We start from the raw sequence: 19,516 nt of genomic DNA, 5'->3' as shown, positions 1-19,516 counted from the left end.
TCGCTTCGAGAAAAATTCACCGTCGGCTCGAAAGCTCCCGCATCAAACCCGCGAGCGGCCTGAACGCGAAACGCACCACATGGCGTCCCTCGGGGATGGCGACCGCGCGGAACATCGTATTGGCCCGCAGGATTTCGGCGTCTTCCCCGTCGCGCGTGGCGAACCACCACGGGTGCCAGACGTCGTAGAGGACGAGCCACCCGCCACCGGGCGGCGCGTCGGCTTCGACGACGACCTCAGTATTGGCGTAGGAGAGAATCCGCGCCCGCGCGGCGTCGGGCGGCAGCCCCTTGCGCGAATGGCAGATCGGCGGCTCCTCCAGCAGCACGGTCTCGCGATAGTCGGCCTCGGGCCATTCGCCCGTCTTCTCCATGTCCTCGAAATCGACGTGAAGGGCGCAGGTTGCGACCATCACGCGCGGGAAGGCGCTCCTGTTTTCGTAGATGTGGACCTTGCCGATCCGGGTCAGCTCCGCGAAATCGCCGGGCTTGTAGCGCCTGTCGATCTCTTCGATCGGAACCCCGGTCGCGACGAAACGCAGGCCCAGCATGTCGGAGAGCGGGGAGCGATAGGCGGGATAGAGTTTCGAAAACTCACGTTGTTCGGGAAGCGCCAGATGGTCGCCGGCGCCGGTGGCGTCCTCCAGCAGTTTCAGGCGGATCGGATTGTAGCCGAGATCATGGTCGAGCCCATGGACGAGCGTGGCGTTCGGCCAGTGGAAGTCGATCGCCGCGAGCTCCACGCGGTCGCGCCGGTCGGGCGCGGCGGTCGCGGCGAGCCGCTCTTTCAGGAAGCCGATGACAGGGTCTCTGGAATCGGCGCGCAAAACGTCGAATTGCTCCGGCGGCAGCGCCGTCGATTCATTGGGGCCGTTGCTGAAAGCCAGATCGGCGGCCATGAGAGCGGCGACGGCGGCGAGGAGCGCGACGCCGCGCAGCCGCCCGGCGCCCGCCGAGAGAAGAAGAAGGACGGCGGCGGCCGCGAAAGCCGCGCCCATCGCCAACGGCGCCGCGGCTTGCGCGAGATGATCCTTCGAGGCCGCATGGACGGCGGCGAGCGCAAAGAGGCCGGCCAAGGCCGCCGCGAGCGGCAAGGGACTCGGCCGCGCCTCGCCGCGCTCGATCAACGTCAGCCCATAGCCGGCGAGGATCGCGAGGGCGAAGCCGAAAAGGAAGGTCGCGTCGGCCGGGCGGCGCCAGAGGTCGACGCCGGGGATGTGATAAAGGAGCGCGAAGGCCGGCGTGTAGCGGCCGAGGGCATAGAACGCGAAAAAGACCAGCGCGCCCGCGAAGAAACGCGCTTCCTTATCCGCGAAGAAGCGGCGCCCGAGCGCGGCGACGACGGCGGCGAGGGTCAGCGCGCCGGCGTAGACATCCGTCATGTTGCGGGCGAGGAAGAGATCGGCCTCGCCGTTGGGCGGTCCCCAGAAGGCCGCGAGCGGCCCATCCGTGCCGAACATGTTGGCGGACAGCAGCGTGAAGAAGGAGGCCGGCGGCAGCGACCCCTTGTGCGCGCCGTCGAGGCTGATCTCGGGCCGGTTGGAATGGGCGGCAAGTTCGAGCGTGAAGGCGAGCGGCGCGGCGAGGAGCGCCGCGCCGACGGCGGCGCCGGCAAGGAGCGGCGCGAGGGCGCTCTTCACGGGCGCCGCATCGGTTGCGATCCGGTGGAGCGCGTAAGCGGCGAGGAGGAGCAGACCGAGAAACGCGACCTGATCGCGCCCCAGCGCCATGAAGGCCGCGGCCGCCCCGGCGGCGGCGCCGTAGGCGGCCGAGCGGCGGTCGAGCGCGCGCGCCAGCAGCCACAGCGTGACCGGGAGCCAGGAGAGGCTCATGATCTGACCCGTGTGCTGAAGGCGCCAGGCCGCCGAACCGCCGAAGGCGAAAGCGAGCGCCGAAAGCAGAGCCCCGGCCGCGCTCCACCCCCGATCGCGGACATAGGCGATGAGCGCCAGCCCGCCCATGATCAGCATGCCGAAGACGATTCCATCCTCGAGGATGAAGGAGGGCTCGGGAACGAGCGCCGCCGCAAGGAGGAAGAAGGGCGCAAAGATCAGCGACTGCGGATCGGCGATCTGCGGCATGCCGGCGAAGACGTTGGGCGTCCAGGAGGGCGACTGGCCCGAATGCAGCGCATGGGCCAGAAAGGCGAACTGCGGCTGGAAATGCGCCTTGGCGTCCCAGGGGATGGTGACGCGGCCCGAGAGCCAGGGAAAAGCGAGCAGCAGCGCGCAGGCGACGAAGAGCGCGGCGGCAAGCGCATAGGGCTCGTCTCGCGCATCGAGCTTCCGGGAAGGGATCGTCCTCATGCCCGCGCTTCTAGCGCCTCCGCGCCGCGGCGCAAAATGGCCCCCTCAGCGCGGGACGGGGAAGAGACGCGTCCCCGTGGTCACGACGAGTTGGCGCCAGTCGCAGGGATCGACCGGATGGCCGCCGGTGAATTCGCCAAAGGCGGGCAACACGATTTCCCGGCCGCGCAGGCAATAACAGGGGAGCCGCAGCCTGTCGCGGCCGGGCCCCGACAGCCGCGCGACGGGATGAAGATGGCCGGCGAGGATCGTCGGGCCATCCTCGGCGCCCGACACGCGGGCCTCATGCCAGCCCTCGACGCCGTCGAGGGCGAAAGGCTCGTCGACGCTCGTAAAGCCGCATTCGGCCGGCGCGTCGCCGGCCTGTGCGTCGTGATTGCCGCGCACGACGATGCAGTCGAGATCGGCGCGCGCCTCCCGCCACCCGCGCAATTGCGCGAAAAGGCCGGCGTTCCGCCCGAGGCGTCCGTGCAGAAAATCGCCGAGCACGACGAGGCGGCGCGCCGCATGGGCGTCGGCGAGCGCGCCGAGACGGGCGAGATTCTCCTGCGTCGTGCCGCGCGGCACGGGCTGGCCGAGCGCGCGAAAGCTCGCCGCCTTGCCGAGATGCAGATCGGCGATCCAGAGCGTTCGCGTCTCCGCCTGCCACACGGCGCGCTGCGGCAGCAAGACGAGGCCGCGATGTCGGTAGGACGCCGCGTCCGGGTTCATGCGTCGGCGGCGGAATTGAGCTGCGCGAGCAGGCGCTCGATGCGCGCGTTGAAGCTTTCCGTGCTCAGACTCTCGCGGAAGCGTTCGGCGACGAGCGGAAAGGCGAGCGGCGAGCAGCGCTTCAGCGCCACGCAATCGAGGCGCCGCGCATTCATTCTCACGAGCGCCTCATGCAGTCGCTTCACCTCGAGTTCGTCCTCCAGAAGCTCCCGCTCGGCCTGTTTCAGCAGGCCGTTCTCGGGATCATATTTGCGAAAGACGTCGTAGAACAGGCTGGAGGACGCCTGCAACTGTCGCGCGCTCTTGCGTTCGCCCGGATAGCCCGTCGTCACGAGGCCGGCGATCTGGGCGATGTCGCGGAAGCGGCGGCGGGCGAGTTCGGCGGCGTTGAGGCTCTCGATCACCTCGTGGCGCGTCTCGTCCAGGCCAGGGGCGGCGATGAGGCGCGGCAGTTCGGCCGCCCAGTCGCGCGCGGAGGCGCTCAGCAGTTCGAAGCCGTAATCGTTCACGGCGATCGAGAAGGTGCCCGGCGCGATCGTCGCCGCGCGCCAGGCGAGGAGGCTCGCCAGTCCCAGATGCGCGTTGCGTCCGGCGAAGGGATAAAGAAAGAGGTGCCAGCCTTCGCGCGATTTCAGCGTCTCGGCGAGCAGCGTGCGCGGCGTCGGCAGCGCGGACCAGCGTTGCTGCAATCGGATGAGCGGTTCGGCCGCGCGCAGTTCGGGCGACGACATGTCGCCCTCGGCGGCGCGCGCGAAGGTCTCGACCATTTCGTCGGCGAGCGTCGTCGACAAAGGCATGCGCCCCCCCATCCAGCGCGGCGTGGCGCCGCCGCCCGTCGCCTTTTTGACGAAAGCGGTGAGATCGCGCACGCTCACGAGCGCCAGCAGGCGCCCGGCGAACCAGAATTTGTCGCCGGGCTTCATGCGCGCGACGAAACTCTCCTCGACGGTCCCGAGCTTCTGCCCGCGCGGAAAATATTGCACGACCATGCTCGCATCGGAGACGATGGCGCCGATGTTGAGGCGATGGCGCAGGGCCAGTCTTTTATCGCGCGTGCGCCACACGCCGTCAGGGTCGGGCGCGACCCGCCGGTAATCGGGATAGGCGCGCAGCGTCGGGCCGCCCTGCCGGACGAAATCGAGGCACCAGCGCCAGCTTTCTTCGGAAAGAGATTCATAAGCGACGGTGTCGCGCACTTCCTCGACGAGGTCGTCTGGCCGAAAGCCGCCGCCGAGGCCGATGGTCACGAGATGCTGCGCCAGCACGTCGAGCGGCGCGGAAGGCGAGACGCGGCTTTCGATGCGGCCCTTGCGGATCGCGGCCTGCGCGGCGGCGGATTCGACGAGTTCGAGACTGTGGCTCGGGACCAGCGTCACTCGCGAGACACGGCCCGGCGCATGGCCGCTGCGGCCGGCGCGCTGGAGAAGACGTGCGACGCCCTTGGGCGAGCCGATTTGCAGCACGCGTTCGACGGGCAGAAAATCGACGCCGAGATCGAGGCTCGACGTGCAGACGACCGCCTTCAGATCGCCGGCCTTGAGCGCGCGCTCCGCCGCGTCGCGCTCTTCCTGTGCAAGCGAGCCATGATGGAGCGCGATGCAGCCCTCCCAGTCGGGGCGCAGACGCAAGAGCTGTTGAAGCCACAGTTCCGCCTGCGCGCGTGTATTGGTGAAAAGTAGCGTACTTTTGTGGGCCTCGATCTCGGAGACGACTCTCGGCGCCATTTTGAGGCCGAGATGGCCCGCCCAGGGGAAGCGTTCCGGCGCCTCGGGAATGAGCGTGTCGATGACGAGCTTTTTCTCGAGCCGCGCCTCGACGAGCGCGCCCGCGCCGCGCGGCCCGAGCAACGCGCGCTTCGCTCCTTCGAGATCGCCGAGCGTCGCCGACATGCCCCAGGTGACGACGCCGGGGCGCCAGAGGCGCAGGCGCGCCAGAGCAAGCTGCGTCTGCACGCCGCGCTTGTTTCCCAGAAGCTCGTGCCATTCGTCGACGACGACGACGCGAAGAGTGGAAAAATAATCGCGCGCATTTTCGCGCGAGAGCAGCAGCGACAGGCTTTCGGGCGTGGTGACGAGCAGGCGCGGCGGCTTGCGGGCTTGCGCGGCGCGCTGGCTCGACGATGTGTCGCCGGTGCGCATGCCGAGCGTCCAGCGCGGCGCCGTCGGGTCGAGCGCCTCCAGGGCGGAAAACGCCTCGGTCAGCGCGCGCATGGTGTCGGCGGCCAGCGCGCGCATGGGCGTCACCCAAAGCAGAGTCAGCCCTTGCGGCGCTTCTCGCTCAAGCGCCTGCCAGGCGCCGAGCGCGACGGCGAGCGTCTTGCCCGCGCCGGTCGTCGCGTGCAGAAGGCCGCCCTCCCCCGCCGCCATGCGCGCCCAGACTTCTTTTTGAAAGTCGAAGGGCCGCCAGCCGCGCGCCTCGAAGAATCGCGCGATGGCGCGCCCCTGATCAACCCGCTCGAGCATGGGGCCCCGGCAGAAGTTCGCGAAGGCTTTGCAGCGTGTCGGCCTCCTCGACGGGCTTGTCGAGCCGCCAGCGCAACATGCGCGGGAATCGCACGGCGACGCCGCTTCTGTGCCGCTTGCTCTCCGCGATGCCCTCGAAGCCGAGTTCGAAGACAAGCGTGGGCGTCACGCTGCGCACAGGGCCGAAGCTTTCGACCGTGGTCTTGCGGATGATGGCGTCGACGGCGCGCATTTCCTTGTCGGTCAGGCCCGAATAAGCCTTGGCGAAGGGAACGAGCCTGCGCTCGGGCGCGCCCGGAGGATCGCTCCACACCGCGAACGTATAATCGCTGTAGACGCCGGCGCGCCGCCCGTGGCCGCGCTGCGCGTAGATCAGCACGGCGTCGACGCTCATCGGATCGAGCTTCCATTTCCACCAGACGTTCTCGCGATCCGAGCCCTTGCGGCGGCCAATGCCATAGGCGCCCGCGCGCGCTTTCAAAATCATGCCCTCGACGCCGAGCGCGCGGGCGTCCTCGCGTCGCGCATGAAGCGAGGGCCAGTCCGGCGCGGCAAGCTCCGGACTCAGCCGCAGCGGCAATGCGGCGCCGAAACCCCGCGCGCGCGACAGCGCGTCGGCGACGAGGGCTTCGAGCTTCGCGCGCCGCTCGACTTGCGGTCCGGCGCGCAGATCGGCGCCGTCCTGTTCGAGAAGATCGTAAGCGATGAAGGCGACTGGCAGGTCGCGCAGCATTTTCGCGCTCACGACCTTGCGTCCCAATCTCTGCTGAAGGAGCGCGAAGGGCTGGAGACCGGATAGATCCTGCGGCGAAGCGGCGCCCTCGGCGCGCATCACGACCAATTCGCCGTCGAGCGCCACGCCGTCGGCAAGCCAGCGGGCGAGTTCCGCAAGCTCGGGATAGGAGTCGGTCACGAGCTCCTCGCCCCGCGACCAAAGCGCGAAGCCGCCGCCGCGCTGGACATATTGAGCGCGAATGCCGTCGAATTTCCATTCGACGATCCAGTCGCGGACCGGCCCGAGCGCCTCGGCCATCTCCTCGACCGGCCGCTGAAAGGGATGGGCGAGATAGAAGGGATAGGGCCGGCCTTCCTCGAGCGCGGCGTCTTCGTCCGCGCTGGCGGGCGCGGTCAGCGCGGCGAAATCCGTGGCGCCGGGCGCGCGGCCCGCCTGCGTATAGCCCATCATGCGCTGCGCCATGCGCGTCTGATCGACGCCGGCGGCGAGGGCGAGCGCCTGCGTGACCTGCAGGCGCGAGACGCCGACGCGCAATTCGCCGGTGATCAGCTTGAAGAAAACGAGGCGCTCCGGCTGCGGCAAGGCGCGCGTCCATTGGCGCAGACGCGCGTATTTCTCGTCATCGGGCGCCGCCCGCAAGGGCAGAAGGCGCGCGCGCATCCAGCTGTCGAGCGAAACCTCCTCGGCGGCGGCGGCAAGCGGCAGCAGCAGCGCCAATGTCTCCGCGAGATCGCCGACGGCCTGATAACATTCGTCGAACAGCCATTCGGGAAGCGCCGCCTCTTCCTGCGCCAGGCGGCGAAGAAGCTTCGTCGGCGCGAGCTGGCGCGGCTTGCCGCCGGCCAGAAAATACACCGCCCAGGCGGCGCTCGCATGTTGCGCGGGATCGTTCATCGCGGCGCCGAGGTAATCCGCGAGCGCCTGCTGCTTTCGCTTGATGGCGGTCGCGGCGTCGAGGGCGCGATAGAGCGCGGCGAAGGCCCTCACGGGGCCTCCTGCGCGTCGTCGGCGGCGCTCTCGGCTTCCTCCTCCCCATATTCCGTATGCATCATGCGCGCGTCGAGCCCGGTCTCGCGCAGATAACGGGTGAGCGCGCCGGCCGCGCCATGGGTGACATGGATGCGCGCGGCGCCCGTCGCCTTTATCGCCGCGAGGAGCCCCGGCCAGTCGGCGTGATCGGACAAGGGGAAGCCCTGATCGAAGCCGCGCCGGCGCCGGTTGCCGCGGATCTGCATCCAGCCGCTCGCGAAAGCGTCCGAATACTCGCCGAAGCGGCGCGTCCAGGCGGTCCCCGCGGTCGAGGGGGGCGCGATGACGAGCGCGCGGGCGAAGGCGTCCTTGCCGGACATCTGCGAGACGAGCCGCGTCGGCGGCAGCGCGACGCCCTGCCGGCGATAGATGTCGTTGATCGGCTCGACGGCGCCATGCGCGACGATCGGTCCGATCGCGGGATCGACATGGGCGAGCAGGCGCTGCGCCTTTCCCAGTCCATAGGCGAACATCACGCTAGCGCGCCCGGCCTCCGCATTCTCGCGCCACCACGCGTTGACGTCGGCCATGATCTCGTGCTGCGGCCGCCAGCGATAGATCGGCAGGCCGAAGGTCGACTCGGTGATGAAGACATGACAGCGCACCGGCTCGAAGGGCGCGCTCACCCCGTCCGGCTCGGTCTTGTAGTCGCCCGAGGCGACCCAGACCTCGCCGCCGCATTCGACGCGCACCTGCGCCGAGCCCAGCACATGGCCGGCGGGATGGAGCGACACCGCGACGCCGTTGATCTCGATTCGCTCGCCGTAGTCGAGCGTCTCGATGGAGATGTCGCCCAGGCGCCTGAGCAGAATGGGCGCGCAGTCGCGATGGCAGAGATAGCGCGCCGAACCCCGGCGCGCATGGTCCGAATGGCCATGGGTGACGACCGCGCGCGCGACCGGCCGCCAGGGGTCGATGTGGAAATCGCCTTGCGGGCAATAGAGGCCCTGCGGCGTTGCGGTGATGAGATCCATCCAGGCGCTGCGATATGGTGTCTGGCTCTCAAGATGGGTTTTCGCGAAAAGCGCGGCAAGGCGCCGCCGCGGACCGATGGCGCCGTGTTTGCGAGGGTGCGCAGGGGAAGCGCGGGCGCGGAGCGCAGGCAGATGGATTTCTCTCTCAAAGAGGAAGGCGTCGATTTCGGCGCCCTTCCAGGCCCGGTCGACATGCTCTTGCGGCAGGGCGTCGTCGCCTGCCAAAGCGACAGGCTGCGCGCCGACCGCCTGTTCAGACAGGCGCTCGACCTCGCCCCGGAGGCCCTGCCCGCCTATTTTTGTCTGTATCGAGTCCACGCCTCCATGGGCAATCTCGACGCCGCCCGGGCCGCGGCGCGCGATGGGCTGCGGGAGGCGGCGCGGCAGGCGGGCTGGCCCGCCGATCCCCGCCGCTGGCCACAGAGCCAGTCCCCGACGGAGGGGCCGGCCCGTTTCGCGCTGTCCACGCTCCAGGCGCTGGCGCACATCGAGCTGACGCGCGGCGACCACGAGGCGGCGCAGGCGCTGTTCGACATTCTCGCCGCCGTCGACCCGGCGGGACGCGTCGGGCGGCCCGCGAGCTCCACAAGCGCCGATGGCGCGGTGACCGCCGTTTGGGACTGAATGTCTCAAAAGCGACGGGCGCGGCGTCAGGCTTTCGCCTATATGAGTAGTCGACCCGCCACGCGGGACCGATCCTGTCAACGCCAGCCAGAAGGCCCTCGCTTGAACGCCTTTACGGCAAGCGCGCCGTCCGCCGCGCCTGCGCCTCTCGCGCCGCTGCTCCGCGTCGTCGGCCTGCGCAAATCCTATCCGACGCCGCAGGGCCCGCTGCCCGTGCTCGCCGGCGTCGACCTCATGCTTCGCCCCGGCGAGACGCTCGCGCTGATGGGCGAGTCGGGAAGCGGCAAGAGCACGTTGCTGCATCTCGTCGGCGCGCTGGACCATGCCGACGGCGGCGAGATCTTCCTGAATGGCTGCGACATCGGCCGGCTCCCGGAAGCCGCCCGCGCCGCGCTGCGCCGGGAGACGATCGGCGTCGTCTTTCAGCAGTTCAATCTCATTGCGAGCCTCACGGTCGCCGAGAACCTCGCCTTTCAGGCGAGACTCGCCGGAAGCTTCGATCCCCTCTGGCAGGCGCGCCTCACCGAGCGTCTGGGCCTTGCGGCGCTCGCCTCCCGCTATCCCGAGGAACTGTCCGGCGGCCAGCAGCAGCGCGTCGCCGTCGGCCGGGCGCTCGCCGTGCGGCCCAAGCTCCTTCTCGCCGACGAGCCGACCGGCAATCTCGACGAAGCGGCGGGCGACGCGGTTCTGGCGCTGACGCTGGAACTCGTCGCGGAGACGGGCTGCGCCTTCCTCATGGTCACCCACAGCGCCCGGCTCGCGGCGCGCCTGGAGCGCCGGCTGGTTCTCGAAGCGGGAGCGCTCCTGTCGGCATGAGAGAGGCGCTCTACACTTTCATCGCGCTCATGAGCCATTGGCGCCGCCACAAGGCCAATCTGGCGACGCTCGTTCTGGGCCTCGCCATCGCCACGGCCTTGTGGAGCGGCGTGCAGGCGCTCAACCAGCAGGCGCGCAAGAGCTACGACAGCGCGGCGCGCATCTTTTCCGGGGGCGAGACCCAAAATCTCGTGGCCGCGCGCGGCGGGCTTTTCCCTCAGTCGCTCTTCGTCGACCTCAGACGCGCGGGCGTGAAGGTTTCGCCCGCGCTCGAGGGCGCGGTGCGCATCGGCGAGAAAAGCATCCGCCTCGTCGGCGTCGAGCCGCTGACGCTGCCGCAATCGACGCCGCTCGCGCCGCTGCGCGACGATGACGAAGCCAAAAACATCCTCGCCGGCGACGGCCGCGCCTTTGCGCGCGCGGAAACCTTGCGCGCGCTGCATCTGGCGGAAGGCGCGCGGGCCGCGACGGAACGGGGTTTTCAGCTGCCGCCGGCCTACGCCATGGAGGCGGCGCCGCCGGGCGCGATGATCGTCGATATCGGCGTCGCGCAAAAGGCGCTCGACAGGCCGCAGCGCCTCTCGCGCCTGCTCGTCTCGCCCGAAACGCCGATCGACGCGGCGCGCCTGCGCGACATCGCCGGAGACGCGCTGCGCCTCGTCGAGCCCGAAGAGGAGGGCGACCTCTCGCGCCTCACCGACAGTTTCCACCTGAATCTGACCGCCTTCGGCCTGCTCGCCTTTCTCGTCGGCTTCTTCATCGTCGCCGCCTCTTTCGGCCTCGCCTTCGAGCAGCGCCTGCCCATGGTGCGCACGCTGCGCGCGCTCGGCGTCTCGGCGCGCGCGCTGGCCGCGGCGCTCTTCTGCGAGCTCCTGCTCTTCACGCTGCTTGCCGGCGGGCTCGGCGTTTTGGGCGGCTATCTGATCGCGGCGGCGCTGCTGCCCGACGTCTCCGCCAGTCTCGAGGGGCTCTATGGCGCGGCGCTCTCCGGCGAGCTGTCGCTCGGCGCGCGCTTCTGGCTTTCGGGCCTCGCCATGGCCGGGGCCGGCGCGCTGCTCGCGGCGGGAAGCGGCCTTGCGAAAACCCTGCGCCTGCCCGTGCTCTCCGTGGCGCGGCCCGTCGCCTGGCGCGCGGCGCATCGACGCTATCTTTGGCGCCAGGGGGCGCTGGCGGCGCTGGCGCTGGTCGGCGCCCTCGTCGCGGGTCACGCGACCGAGGGGCTGCTGATGGGCTTTCTGGTCATCGCGGCGGCCCTGCTCGGCGCCGCGCTCCTCTTGCCGCTCGCTCTCGCCGCGCTGCTTTCGCTCGGCGAAGGCGTCGCGTCGCGCCCGCTCGCGCGCTGGTTCTTCGCCGATGGCGGCCGGGAAATCGCCGGCCTGTCGCTGGCGCTGAAGGCGCTGCTCCTCGCGCTCGCCGCCAATATCGGCGTCGGCGGCATGGTCGAGGGCTTTCGCTTGACCTTCACGGACTGGCTCGACGCGCGCCTGACGGCTGAAGTCTATTACGAGGCCGCAACGCCCGCCGACGCCGCCGATATCGAAGCCTGGGCGAAGTCGCGGCCCGAGATTTTTGCCGTGCTCCCCGTCTGGCGCGCCCGAACGCGCCTCTCCGACTGGCCGGTGGAGATCATCGGCATGGCTGCGCACGAGACCTATGCGGCGCATTTCCCGCTGCTCGAGGGCGGCGCGGACGCCTGGCGCGCGCTTCACGCGCAAGACGCTGCGCTCATCAGCGAACAGCTCGCGCGCCGGCTCGGGGTCGGCGTCGGCGCGACGCTCGCCATTCCAACTGAGACCGACGCCTGGCGCGCGCGCATCGTGGGCATCTTCCCCGACTATGGCAATCCGCGCGGCCAGCTGCGTCTCGATCACGCGCGTCTCGCGCAGCATTTCAGCGACGCGTCCCGCATCCATTACGCGCTGCGCGTCGCTCCCGCCGACGTCCCACAGGTCATGGAGGCCATGCGCGCCCGCTTCGGAGCGCGGATCGCGCGGCTCGTCAACAACGCCGAAGTGAAGAAGATATCGACAGACATCTTCGAACGCACCTTCACGGTGACCGCGGCGCTCGATACGCTGACGCTGCTCGTCGCGGCCGTGGCGCTGTTTTCCAGCCTGCTGACGCTCAGCAGCCTGCGCCTCGCGCAGATCGCGCCGGTCTGGGCCATCGGCGTGACGCGCCGCCGGCTCGCCGGGATGGAGCTGTTGCGCATCCTGCTCTTTGCGGCGGGCGCGGCGCTTGTCGCCATTCCCCTCGGCCTCTTCATGACATGGGCGCTGGTCGACGTCGTCAATGTCGCCGCTTTCGGCTGGCGGCTGCCGCTGCATGTCTTCCCCGCGCACTGGGCGCAGGTCTTCATCGTCGCGCTGCTCACGGCCTTCTGCGCCGCGCTGGTCCCCACCCTGCGGCTCGCCCGCAGCGCGCCCGTCGATCTCCTCAAGGTCTTCGCCAATGAACGGTAAGAGCCTCGCCCTTCTCGGCCTGCTGCTGCCGGCGCTGGCGCAGGCGCAGGGCTATGGCGGCCTGGCGGCGCCCGCGCCCGGCTTCGAGACGCCGAAGCCGGGAACGCCCATCGCCTTTCCGAAGGACCACGGTCCCCATCCGAGCTTTCGCACGGAATGGTGGTATCTCACCGCCAATCTGAAAGGCGCCGACGGCGCGCAATACGGCGTGCAATGGACGCTCTTCCGGCATGCGCTGGAGCCCGGCGACGGCAAGGGCTGGGATGACCGAAACGTCTTCATGGCCCATGCCGCGGCCACGAGCGCGGCGCGGCACGACTTCGCCCAAACCATGGCGCGCGGCGGCGTCGGCCAGGCCGGCGTGACGGCCGCGCCCTTCTCGGCGCAGATCGACGACTGGTTTTTCACCGCGAAGGACGAGAATTTCACGAGCGCGCGCGTCTTCGCGCAAGGGCCGCATTTCTCCTACCGGCTCGATCTGACGCGCCAGGGGCCCTTCGTCCTCCAGGGCGACGCCGGTTTCAGCCTCAAATCGACCGCCGGGCAGGCGTCGCATTATTACAGCGCGCCCTTCCTCGCGGTGGAGGGGACGCTGGCTTTCGACGGGCGCGACATCCGCGTCGCGGGTCGCGCCTGGATGGACCGCGAATGGAGCAGCCAATCGCTCGCGCCCGATCAGAAGGGCTGGGACTGGTTCTCGCTCCATCTCGCAAGCGGCGACAAGGCGATGATCTACCGATTGCGCGGGGCGCGGACCTATCTTTCCGGCAACTGGATCGCTCCCGACGGAACGACGAGCGTGCTCGCGGGCGACGATATTTCCCTGACCCCTCTCGACCATGTCGCAATCGACGGCAAATCCCTGCCGATCCGCTGGCGCCTGCGCGTCAAGAGCCGGGGATTGGACGTCGAGACGGCGCCGCTCAATCCGAAAAGCTGGATGGGAACGGCGCTCTCCTATTGGGAGGGGCCGATTGCGCTTGCCGGCTCGCGGCGCGGCGAGGGCTATCTGGAAATGACCGGCTACTGATCGGGGGCCAGCCAATTAACAGGCCGCTTCGCCTTGCAAACGACAAAGCGCGACTCGAAGATCGGCTCGGAGGTTTTTCAAATGAGGGTCCTGTTATTGCTCGCGCCGCTGTGTGCGAGCCCGCTTCTCGCTAGCGTCGCCACGGCGGCAGAGACGCGTGCGCCGCGGCCGCCGATGTTCATCGCTCCCGAGCCTGCGCCCGCATGGTCGGGCCTTTATGTGGGCCTCGGCGCCGGGCTCTCGTTTGCTGAGCGAAATACTGCAACTTCTTTCTATCAGAACGCGGCGCCGCAGTTTGCGTCGGTCCCGACGGGCGTGTTTGCAGGATTTTCGACGATCGGCGCGACAGGATGGAAACCGCCGGCGACAAACTTCTCGGCCGGTGCGCAATTCGGCTACAACTACAAAGTAAACGAGCGTCTCGTGCTCGGCGTCGAAGCGGACATTCAGGGCGCGCGCTTCTGAACGCTTTCATCCCTCGAGGGAACGACGTAAATATTGTCGAGATCGAGAAGCCTGCCTCTGGCTCGCTTTTTCTATTCCCGGCGGCTTGCGGGAGATCGCGCGCGAGTCGTCCTCCTTTGAAAGGCGCGCCGTCTCCATGAGCCCCTTGTCCATCAGCCTGGTTGCTTTTCTCTGTATTTTCGGCGCCGCAATCGCGGGAATATTTTTGAAGGAACATCTCCCAGACCATTTTCTGAGCGAGGAATCTCGGACGATCATAAAGGCGGCGAGAGGCGTCGTCGTCGGCCTCGCGGCCTTGACGCTCGGTCTTCTCATCGCCACCGCGAAAGGCTCCTTCGACCTCAAGGAGACGGAACTCAAGGACGCCGCGGCGAAAATGATCGCCCTGAGTCACCTCCTGCACAAATATGGAAACCAAGCGGAAAAGGCGCAGGCGTCGCTCCGTCGGGTCGCGCGCGGCGGCATCGAGGTCATCGAAAAAACGGCCAGGAGCGGCCTGCATGCAGACGACGTGAAAGGCACGACCATCGACGATCTGCTGACCGACCTGATCGCGCTCCCCGAGCAGAACGCCAGCCAGACATGGGTCAAGAACAGCGCCCTTTCGCTTGGAAACGAAATTGCGACATCGCGCTGGAAAATCTACCAGCGCTCTTCCAGCACGGTTTCTCCGCTGTTTCTCGCGGTTCTCGTCTTCTGGCTGATGACCATATTTTTTAGCCTCGGCCTCATTTCTCCCTTCAATGCGGCAGTCGTCTCGGCGCTCTTCACGGCGTCGCTGTCCATGACGGGAGCGATCCTCCTCACGCTGGAACTGGACCAGCCTTACGGCGGCCTCATCAAGATGACGACCGAGCCTTTGAAGATGGCGCTACAGCAGTTCAAGTGAATGGAGTCTGCCCGAGCCCCGGCCCATGTCGCTGCTTTACATTAGCGGTCGCACAAATCTTGTGTTGCGCCGCAGCGTCATTGCAATGGTGTCACAAAAGCGCAACGTGGCGCCAAAAATAAAGCAACTGGAGCAGTTTTCACTCGCGCGCATCTTGATCGATCGCCAAGTTGGCGCGACGTTATGTCATAGGTTTTGTAATTGCATCGCCGGTTTCGGCGAGGAGGCGCGTGATGAAGAAAAATCATCCGGGAGATCGGGATCCGATCAAGGAATTCTTGCAGAGCCTCGCCCCGACGCAAGCCTTTTCGCAGGCGGCCCTCGTCAAATGCGGCTTGCCGGCGCGGGCGCGCCCGGGGCTTTCTGAAAAAACCCGACTGGGCGACGCCCGGCGGCTCCTCATCGGCTGCCGGGCGAACTGATTTCTTATCGATCGACGCCGATCCGCTCGGGGCTCGCAGCGCGAAACGCGAGTTTTCGGATCGGCGGTTCGATGATTTCTTGCCGATGATTTCTTGCCATTGCCGTCGGCGCCTGCTCTCGGATAGGGTCGAAACTCTCCCTATTCCGAAATCATTTCGAAATGATCGGCATGACGCACCGCAGGATCGCCGCAATCGCCCTTGGGGCGTCATTGTTTTTCGTGTTCCCGTCCGCCGCGCAAGAAGCGCCCACTAGCGGCGACATCGCGCCGAACGCCGCGTCCGTCCCGCCGCACAACGTCAAACAACGCGCCCGGAGCAGGGGCGAGAGAAGCGCCGCCGCAAAGACCAGTCCCAAAAATGAGGCGCCAGAAGGCGCTTATATCGAAGCCCTGGCGAATGGGGGGTACGACGTCACATGGCCAGACGGCTGTGTGGCGCGCTATGACAAGCAAGGGCGGCCATTCAATTACAGCGAAGCTTGCGATGAACCGAAGGCCGCCGAGTCCCAGCTGATCGTCGACTCCTACAGGCGATGACCATGAGCATATGGCTGTTACGTTCACGCCAGGAATCTCGATCGTTTCGCTGACGCCTGTGTGCGCGAGACGTGGGCAGGGACAATCCGATATCGGAAGTTGTAAAAGGTGGAAGGCGGCCGGACTGGTTCTCGGTCGCGGCTTAGTTTATGAGATCGAGCGGGCGCCGATGATTTCGACAGCGGCCCTGGCGAGAGGACCCATGCCCAAGGCGCGGCTGCTTGCTGGGCGGGCGTCGAACGGCCGTTTTGGATGAAGGATTGGGCTGGGCTCCAGCCTGCCGCCGCGAAAGGCGCGGATTGGCCGAGATGCACGCTGGCGAGCACAGCCGGCTGTGCAGCTCCCGCAAAGGAAAAAATCAAAGCGATGGCGCGCCGCGGGGCGGCGGTGACGTCGCAGAGTGACAAGGAGTGAGGCATGAAAACAGATACACGCAATCTTCTCGCCACGACGGCGGCGATCTGGCTCGCGGGCGCGGGCGTTTATTATGTCGGCAACTCTCTGACCGAGAGCAAGGCGCCCCACCATGAAGCGTCCGGCGAGGAATCGAGGCATGCCGCGGCGCCCGCGCCCGCCTCCGAACCCGCCGCCTCGAGCCAGCAGGCGAGCGCCCCCGCCCCGCAAGCGGCCGCTCCCGCCGTCGCCTCTGCCGCCGCCTCGTCGTCCTCCGATGAACTGCTCGCGCTGCAGAAGGACGCGAAGCAGTGGGTGTCGCCGACGGGCGACTACGCCAATGTCCGCCACTCGGCCCTGAAGCAGATCACCGGCGACAATGTCGGCAAGCTTCAGCTCGCCTGGCAGTTTTCGACCGGCGTGCTGCGCGGCCACGAGGGCGCGCCGCTGGTCGTGGGCGACGTGATGTTTTTGCACACGCCCTTCCCGAATATCGTCTACGCCCTCGACCTGAAGGATCCGGACCACAAGATCCTGTGGAAGTATGAGCCCAAGCAGGACCCGTCGGTCGTGCCGGTCATGTGCTGCGACACGGTCAACCGCGGCCTCGCCTATGGCGACGGCAAGATCTTCCTCGCCCAGGCCGACACCACCCTCGTCGCGCTCGACGCCAAGACCGGCAAGCTCGTCTGGTCGGTGAAGAACGGCGATCCGTCGAAGGGCCAGACCTCCACCGCCGCGCCGCATGTCTTCAAGGACAAGGTGCTCGTCGGCATCGCCGGCGGCGAGTTCGGCGTGCGCGGCCACATCACCGCCTATTCGGTGAAGGACGGCAAGCAGGTGTGGCGCGGCTACTCCATGGGCCCGGACGCCGACACGCTGATCGACCCCGACAAGACCACCCATCTCGGCCAGCCGGTCGGCAAGGACTCGGGCATCAGCACGTGGCAGGGCGACCAGTGGCAGACGGGCGGCGGCACCACCTGGGGCTGGTACAGCTACGATCCGGAGCTGAACCTCGTTTACTACGGCTCGGGCAATCCCTCGACCTGGAACCCGGTGCAGCGTCCCGGCGACAATCGCTGGTCGATGACCATCTGGGCGCGCGACCTCGACACCGGCAAGACCAAGTGGCTCTATCAGATGACGCCCCACGACGAGTGGGACTATGACGGCATCAACGAGATGGTTTTGGCCGACCAGCCGATCGGCGGCAAGACGGTCAAGACGCTCGTCCACTTCGACCGCAACGGCTTCGCCTATACGCTCGACCGCACCAACGGCGACCTGCTCGTCGCCGAGAAGTATGATCCGGCGGTGAACTGGGCGACCAAGGTCGACATGGACAAGTCGTCGAAGACCTACGGCCGCCCGCTGGTCGTGGACAAATATTCGACCCAGCACAATGGCGAGGACACGAACACGCAGAACGTCTGCCCGGCGGCTCTGGGTTCGAAGGACCAGCAGCCGGCGTCCTATGACGCGGCGACGGGCCTGTTCCTGGTGCCGACGAACCATGTCTGCATGGACTATGAGCCGTTCCGCGTGAGCTACACGGCGGGCCAGCCCTACGTCGGCGCGACGCTGGAGATGTATCCGGCGGGCAAGGTGCTGGGCGACGGCACGAACAACACGGGCAATTTCATTGCCTGGGACGCCAAGGTCGGCAAGATCGTGTGGTCGAACAAGGAGCAGTTCTCGGTTTGGGGCGGCGCGACGTCGACGGACGGCGGCGTGACCTTCTACGGGACGCTCGAGGGGTATCTGAAGGCGGTCGACACCAAGACCGGCAAGGAGCTCTACAAGTATAAGACCCCGTCGGGCATCATCGGCAATGTGATCACCTATGAGGCGGGCGGCAAGCAGTATGTGGCGGTGCTGTCGGGCGTCGGCGGCTGGGCGGGCATCGGCCTTGCGGCCGGTCTCTCCAAGTCGAACGAGGGCCTCGGCGCCGTCGGCAACTACGCCTCGCTCGCCAATTACACGGCGCTCGGCGGCGTGCTGAGCGTGTTCGCGCTGCCGGAGTGAAGCGGGATCGACCCCGTCCCGGCCCTCTCCCGCTGATGCGGGAGAGGGCGTAGGCCGGGGCCTTCATCCACGCTGCGGACCACGCGCATTCCCTCTCCCGCCGTAAGCGTCTTTGGGCGCTCTACGGCGGGGGACGCCAGCGGATCGAAGATCCGTCCGGGCCGCCTCTCGCCTCTCAATAATGCGGCGGAGGCGGCTCGGGCGCGTCGCGCGCGCGATCGATATTCTGCATGTCCTCGCGCAGCCGAAGGAGCTGGCGTTCGAGCGCGTCGATCTTGCGCCATTGAGCTGCAATGACGTCATTCAGTTCCGAAATCGTCCTCTCCTGATGCGCCATGAGCGTCTCCAGCCTGTCCAGGCGGGACGAGGAATCGGATGCATCATCGCTCATGAGAAGTTTTTCCGGAGCGCGTCGGGGAGACGCGCGACGACCTTTCCATGAAAAAGCGGCGCGATGTCTCGCGCCGCGTGACATGGCCGGATAGGAGCCTTACCAACCGTAATAGCCGTAGCCCGGATAAGCGTAGTAGCCAGGATAACCATAATAATAATTATTCTGGGACGCTGCGGCCGCGGCGGCGGCGCCGGCGAGCCCGAGCGCCGCGCCTGCGGCGATCGCGGCGCCGGGATTATAGCTATAGCCTCTGCGGTAGTAACCGCCATAGTAACCGCCATAGCCGCGACGATAATAACCGCCGCGATAGCCGCCCCGATACCACGCCTGCCCCACTGAACCCTGCAATCCGACAGTGGCGGGCGCCGCGATGGACATCGGGCCGGCGGCCGCGTCGGTCGTCAGCGCGGGCGACGCGACCGCCGCGGCGAGAGCCGCAGCCAGCGCAACCTGTGAGAATTTGCTCATTACGATACCTCCTGTTTGCGAATTGGAGCCGATCCACGGGCGAGACGCAAGCGATCGGCAAAAGGATTTTCCTTTGACGTTCGTTTACCGGTCGATATTCGACTTTCCCTCGCCCGCATTCATGGGAAGCGAGGTCGCGTCTCGCCCCTTATGGGCCTGAACGGCTTCGGCGTCAGTCATCTGCGGAGCCGGAGGCGCCGGCGCCCGAACGGCTGATGGCGCCGCGGCCCGGCCTCTATCCTGCGGGGAAGCCGGCTGATGAGCCGCCTGCCTCGCCGCGACGCCCTGCGCCGGGGGTCGCGCAACCGCCAAGGCCTTTTGAGGCGGCGGGACCCTCGAGGCCCGCGGCGCCGCTGTTTTGGGCGCGTGACGAGGCGCGATGGCCTCCCGCACGACTCCCGTGTCCCTGGGTCTGAAGCCAGGCTCGCTTAGCCCGCGAGGAATGGGGCGAGGCCGATCGATATCGTAGATTTCCGGGGCGACCGCCATGCCGGGAGGTCTGCGATGAAACATCTCTTCCGGGACCGGCTCCGGCGGGTAGTCGTATTCATCGGGCCCGTAGCCCGGATGAGGGATGCGCGGAACAGACTCCATAGGAACCGGATCGTCATAGGACGGGGGCGGGTCGTACATGTCCTGAGCTCTGGCGCCCGCCGCGCCAGCGAGCATCCAGAACAGGCTCAGACCTCCGGCGCCGAGCCCGAGGGCGCGCCTCATCGATCCGCGGGCTTTCAACTCTCAACCTCCTTGTACGAGCGGATGACCGTCG

General features: G+C 67.6%; 17 protein-coding genes. 9 read left to right on the top strand and 8 right to left on the bottom strand.

All coding sequences use genetic code 11. The features are described from left to right. Window positions 1–16: 16 nt before the first annotated feature. From WOC76_RS04185 to WOC76_RS04165, 5 genes are read right to left on the bottom strand one after another with little or no spacing between them, the layout of a single operon-like run. Entirely contained in the window at window positions 17–2,305 is a 2,289-nt protein-coding gene (locus WOC76_RS04185; protein WP_341103652.1) for a hypothetical protein, read from the bottom strand. Between the two features lie 45 nt (window positions 2,306–2,350). Then, entirely contained in the window at window positions 2,351–3,016 is a 666-nt protein-coding gene (pdeM, locus tag WOC76_RS04180; RefSeq protein WP_341103653.1) for a ligase-associated DNA damage response endonuclease PdeM, read from the bottom strand. Next, complete coding sequence (locus WOC76_RS04175) at window positions 3,013–5,478, bottom strand: ligase-associated DNA damage response DEXH box helicase (protein ID WP_341431279.1); 2,466 nt, start codon at window positions 5,476–5,478, stop codon at window positions 3,013–3,015. Before WOC76_RS04175 ends, pdeM begins: the two co-directional genes overlap by 4 nt. After that, the gene (locus WOC76_RS04170; RefSeq protein WP_341103656.1) at window positions 5,462–7,201 is read right to left on the bottom strand and encodes an ATP-dependent DNA ligase; all 1,740 of its coding nucleotides are present in this window, start codon (window positions 7,199–7,201) and stop codon (window positions 5,462–5,464) included. Before WOC76_RS04170 ends, WOC76_RS04175 begins: the two co-directional genes overlap by 17 nt. After that, window positions 7,198–8,217: a ligase-associated DNA damage response exonuclease gene (locus tag WOC76_RS04165; RefSeq protein WP_341389754.1), complete on the bottom strand. Its 1,020-nt coding sequence runs from the start codon at window positions 8,215–8,217 to the stop codon at window positions 7,198–7,200. The genes WOC76_RS04170 and WOC76_RS04165 overlap by 4 nt, the downstream gene beginning before the upstream one ends. A gap of 132 nt (window positions 8,218–8,349) precedes the next feature. Between WOC76_RS04165 and WOC76_RS04160 the strand changes: the two genes are divergently transcribed. The 9 genes from WOC76_RS04160 to WOC76_RS04120 all read left to right on the top strand — a co-directional run bounded on the left by WOC76_RS04160 (window position 8,350) and on the right by WOC76_RS04120 (window position 17,885). Next, complete coding sequence (locus WOC76_RS04160) at window positions 8,350–8,841, top strand: hypothetical protein (RefSeq protein ID WP_341103659.1); 492 nt, start codon at window positions 8,350–8,352, stop codon at window positions 8,839–8,841. Window positions 8,842–8,943: 102 nt separating this feature from the next. Then, window positions 8,944–9,657 carry an ABC transporter ATP-binding protein gene (locus WOC76_RS04155; protein ID WP_341103661.1) on the top strand — a complete coding sequence of 238 codons (714 nt, stop codon included), beginning with the start codon at window positions 8,944–8,946 and terminating at the stop codon, window positions 9,655–9,657. Then, window positions 9,654–12,119: an ABC transporter permease gene (locus tag WOC76_RS04150; RefSeq protein ID WP_341103663.1), complete on the top strand. Its 2,466-nt coding sequence runs from the start codon at window positions 9,654–9,656 to the stop codon at window positions 12,117–12,119. Before WOC76_RS04155 ends, WOC76_RS04150 begins: the two co-directional genes overlap by 4 nt. Continuing rightward, window positions 12,109–13,149 carry a lipocalin-like domain-containing protein gene (locus WOC76_RS04145; RefSeq protein ID WP_341103665.1) on the top strand — a complete coding sequence of 347 codons (1,041 nt, stop codon included), beginning with the start codon at window positions 12,109–12,111 and terminating at the stop codon, window positions 13,147–13,149. The genes WOC76_RS04150 and WOC76_RS04145 overlap by 11 nt, the downstream gene beginning before the upstream one ends. 81 nt (window positions 13,150–13,230) lie before the next feature. Then, window positions 13,231–13,614: a hypothetical protein gene (locus tag WOC76_RS04140; RefSeq protein WP_341103667.1), complete on the top strand. Its 384-nt coding sequence runs from the start codon at window positions 13,231–13,233 to the stop codon at window positions 13,612–13,614. A gap of 136 nt (window positions 13,615–13,750) precedes the next feature. Further along, a complete protein-coding gene (locus tag WOC76_RS04135) occupies window positions 13,751–14,503 on the top strand; it encodes a bestrophin-like domain (RefSeq protein ID WP_341103669.1) in 753 nt (250 codons plus the stop codon). A gap of 25 nt (window positions 14,504–14,528) precedes the next feature. Next, window positions 14,529–14,870: a hypothetical protein gene (locus tag WOC76_RS04130; RefSeq protein ID WP_341103670.1), complete on the top strand. Its 342-nt coding sequence runs from the start codon at window positions 14,529–14,531 to the stop codon at window positions 14,868–14,870. A 216-nt stretch (window positions 14,871–15,086) separates the two neighbouring features. Then, window positions 15,087–15,464 (top strand): hypothetical protein, encoded by a 378-nt coding sequence (locus WOC76_RS04125; RefSeq protein WP_341431278.1) that lies wholly within the window; start codon window positions 15,087–15,089, stop codon window positions 15,462–15,464. 417 nt (window positions 15,465–15,881) lie between these two features. Continuing rightward, window positions 15,882–17,885, top strand: coding sequence for a methanol/ethanol family PQQ-dependent dehydrogenase (locus WOC76_RS04120; RefSeq protein WP_341103672.1), 2,004 nt, complete (start codon window positions 15,882–15,884; stop codon window positions 17,883–17,885). 175 nt (window positions 17,886–18,060) lie between these two features. Here the strand turns inward: WOC76_RS04120 and WOC76_RS04115 are convergent, their stop codons facing one another. The 3 genes from WOC76_RS04115 to WOC76_RS04105 all read right to left on the bottom strand — a co-directional run bounded on the left by WOC76_RS04115 (window position 18,061) and on the right by WOC76_RS04105 (window position 19,482). Then, a complete protein-coding gene (locus tag WOC76_RS04115) occupies window positions 18,061–18,276 on the bottom strand; it encodes a SlyX family protein (protein WP_341103674.1) in 216 nt (71 codons plus the stop codon). 99 nt (window positions 18,277–18,375) lie between these two features. After that, the gene (locus WOC76_RS04110; RefSeq protein ID WP_341103676.1) at window positions 18,376–18,747 is read right to left on the bottom strand and encodes a hypothetical protein; all 372 of its coding nucleotides are present in this window, start codon (window positions 18,745–18,747) and stop codon (window positions 18,376–18,378) included. An 84-nt stretch (window positions 18,748–18,831) separates the two neighbouring features. Beyond that, window positions 18,832–19,482, bottom strand: coding sequence for a hypothetical protein (locus WOC76_RS04105; RefSeq protein ID WP_341103678.1), 651 nt, complete (start codon window positions 19,480–19,482; stop codon window positions 18,832–18,834). Window positions 19,483–19,516 lie beyond the last annotated feature (34 nt).

The organism is Methylocystis sp. IM3, from assembly GCF_038070105.1.
Classification (GTDB): Bacteria; Pseudomonadota; Alphaproteobacteria; order Rhizobiales; family Beijerinckiaceae; genus Methylocystis.
The sequence above is the reverse complement of the archived record's forward strand: the minus strand, read 5'-3'. Positions and strand labels throughout refer to the sequence as shown.

Bases quoted from the DNA above. Each gene is read 5' to 3' on its own strand.
- WOC76_RS04185 (WP_341103652.1), bottom strand. From the start codon at position 2,305: ATGAGGACGATCCCTTCCCGGAAGCTCGATGCGCGAGACGAGCCCTAT.
- pdeM (WP_341103653.1), bottom strand. From the start codon at position 3,016: ATGAACCCGGACGCGGCGTCCTACCGACATCGCGGCCTCGTCTTGCTG.
- WOC76_RS04175 (WP_341431279.1), bottom strand. From the start codon at position 5,478: ATGCTCGAGCGGGTTGATCAGGGGCGCGCCATCGCGCGATTCTTCGAG.
- WOC76_RS04165 (WP_341389754.1), bottom strand. From the start codon at position 8,217: ATGGATCTCATCACCGCAACGCCGCAGGGCCTCTATTGCCCGCAAGGC.
- WOC76_RS04160 (WP_341103659.1), top strand. From the start codon at position 8,350: ATGGATTTCTCTCTCAAAGAGGAAGGCGTCGATTTCGGCGCCCTTCCA.
- WOC76_RS04150 (WP_341103663.1), top strand. From the start codon at position 9,654: ATGAGAGAGGCGCTCTACACTTTCATCGCGCTCATGAGCCATTGGCGC.
- WOC76_RS04145 (WP_341103665.1), top strand. From the start codon at position 12,109: ATGAACGGTAAGAGCCTCGCCCTTCTCGGCCTGCTGCTGCCGGCGCTG.
- WOC76_RS04140 (WP_341103667.1), top strand. From the start codon at position 13,231: ATGAGGGTCCTGTTATTGCTCGCGCCGCTGTGTGCGAGCCCGCTTCTC.
- WOC76_RS04135 (WP_341103669.1), top strand. From the start codon at position 13,751: ATGAGCCCCTTGTCCATCAGCCTGGTTGCTTTTCTCTGTATTTTCGGC.
- WOC76_RS04130 (WP_341103670.1), top strand. From the start codon at position 14,529: ATGTCGCTGCTTTACATTAGCGGTCGCACAAATCTTGTGTTGCGCCGC.
- WOC76_RS04125 (WP_341431278.1), top strand. From the start codon at position 15,087: ATGATCGGCATGACGCACCGCAGGATCGCCGCAATCGCCCTTGGGGCG.
- WOC76_RS04120 (WP_341103672.1), top strand. From the start codon at position 15,882: ATGAAAACAGATACACGCAATCTTCTCGCCACGACGGCGGCGATCTGG.
- WOC76_RS04115 (WP_341103674.1), bottom strand. From the start codon at position 18,276: ATGAGCGATGATGCATCCGATTCCTCGTCCCGCCTGGACAGGCTGGAG.
- WOC76_RS04110 (WP_341103676.1), bottom strand. From the start codon at position 18,747: ATGAGCAAATTCTCACAGGTTGCGCTGGCTGCGGCTCTCGCCGCGGCG.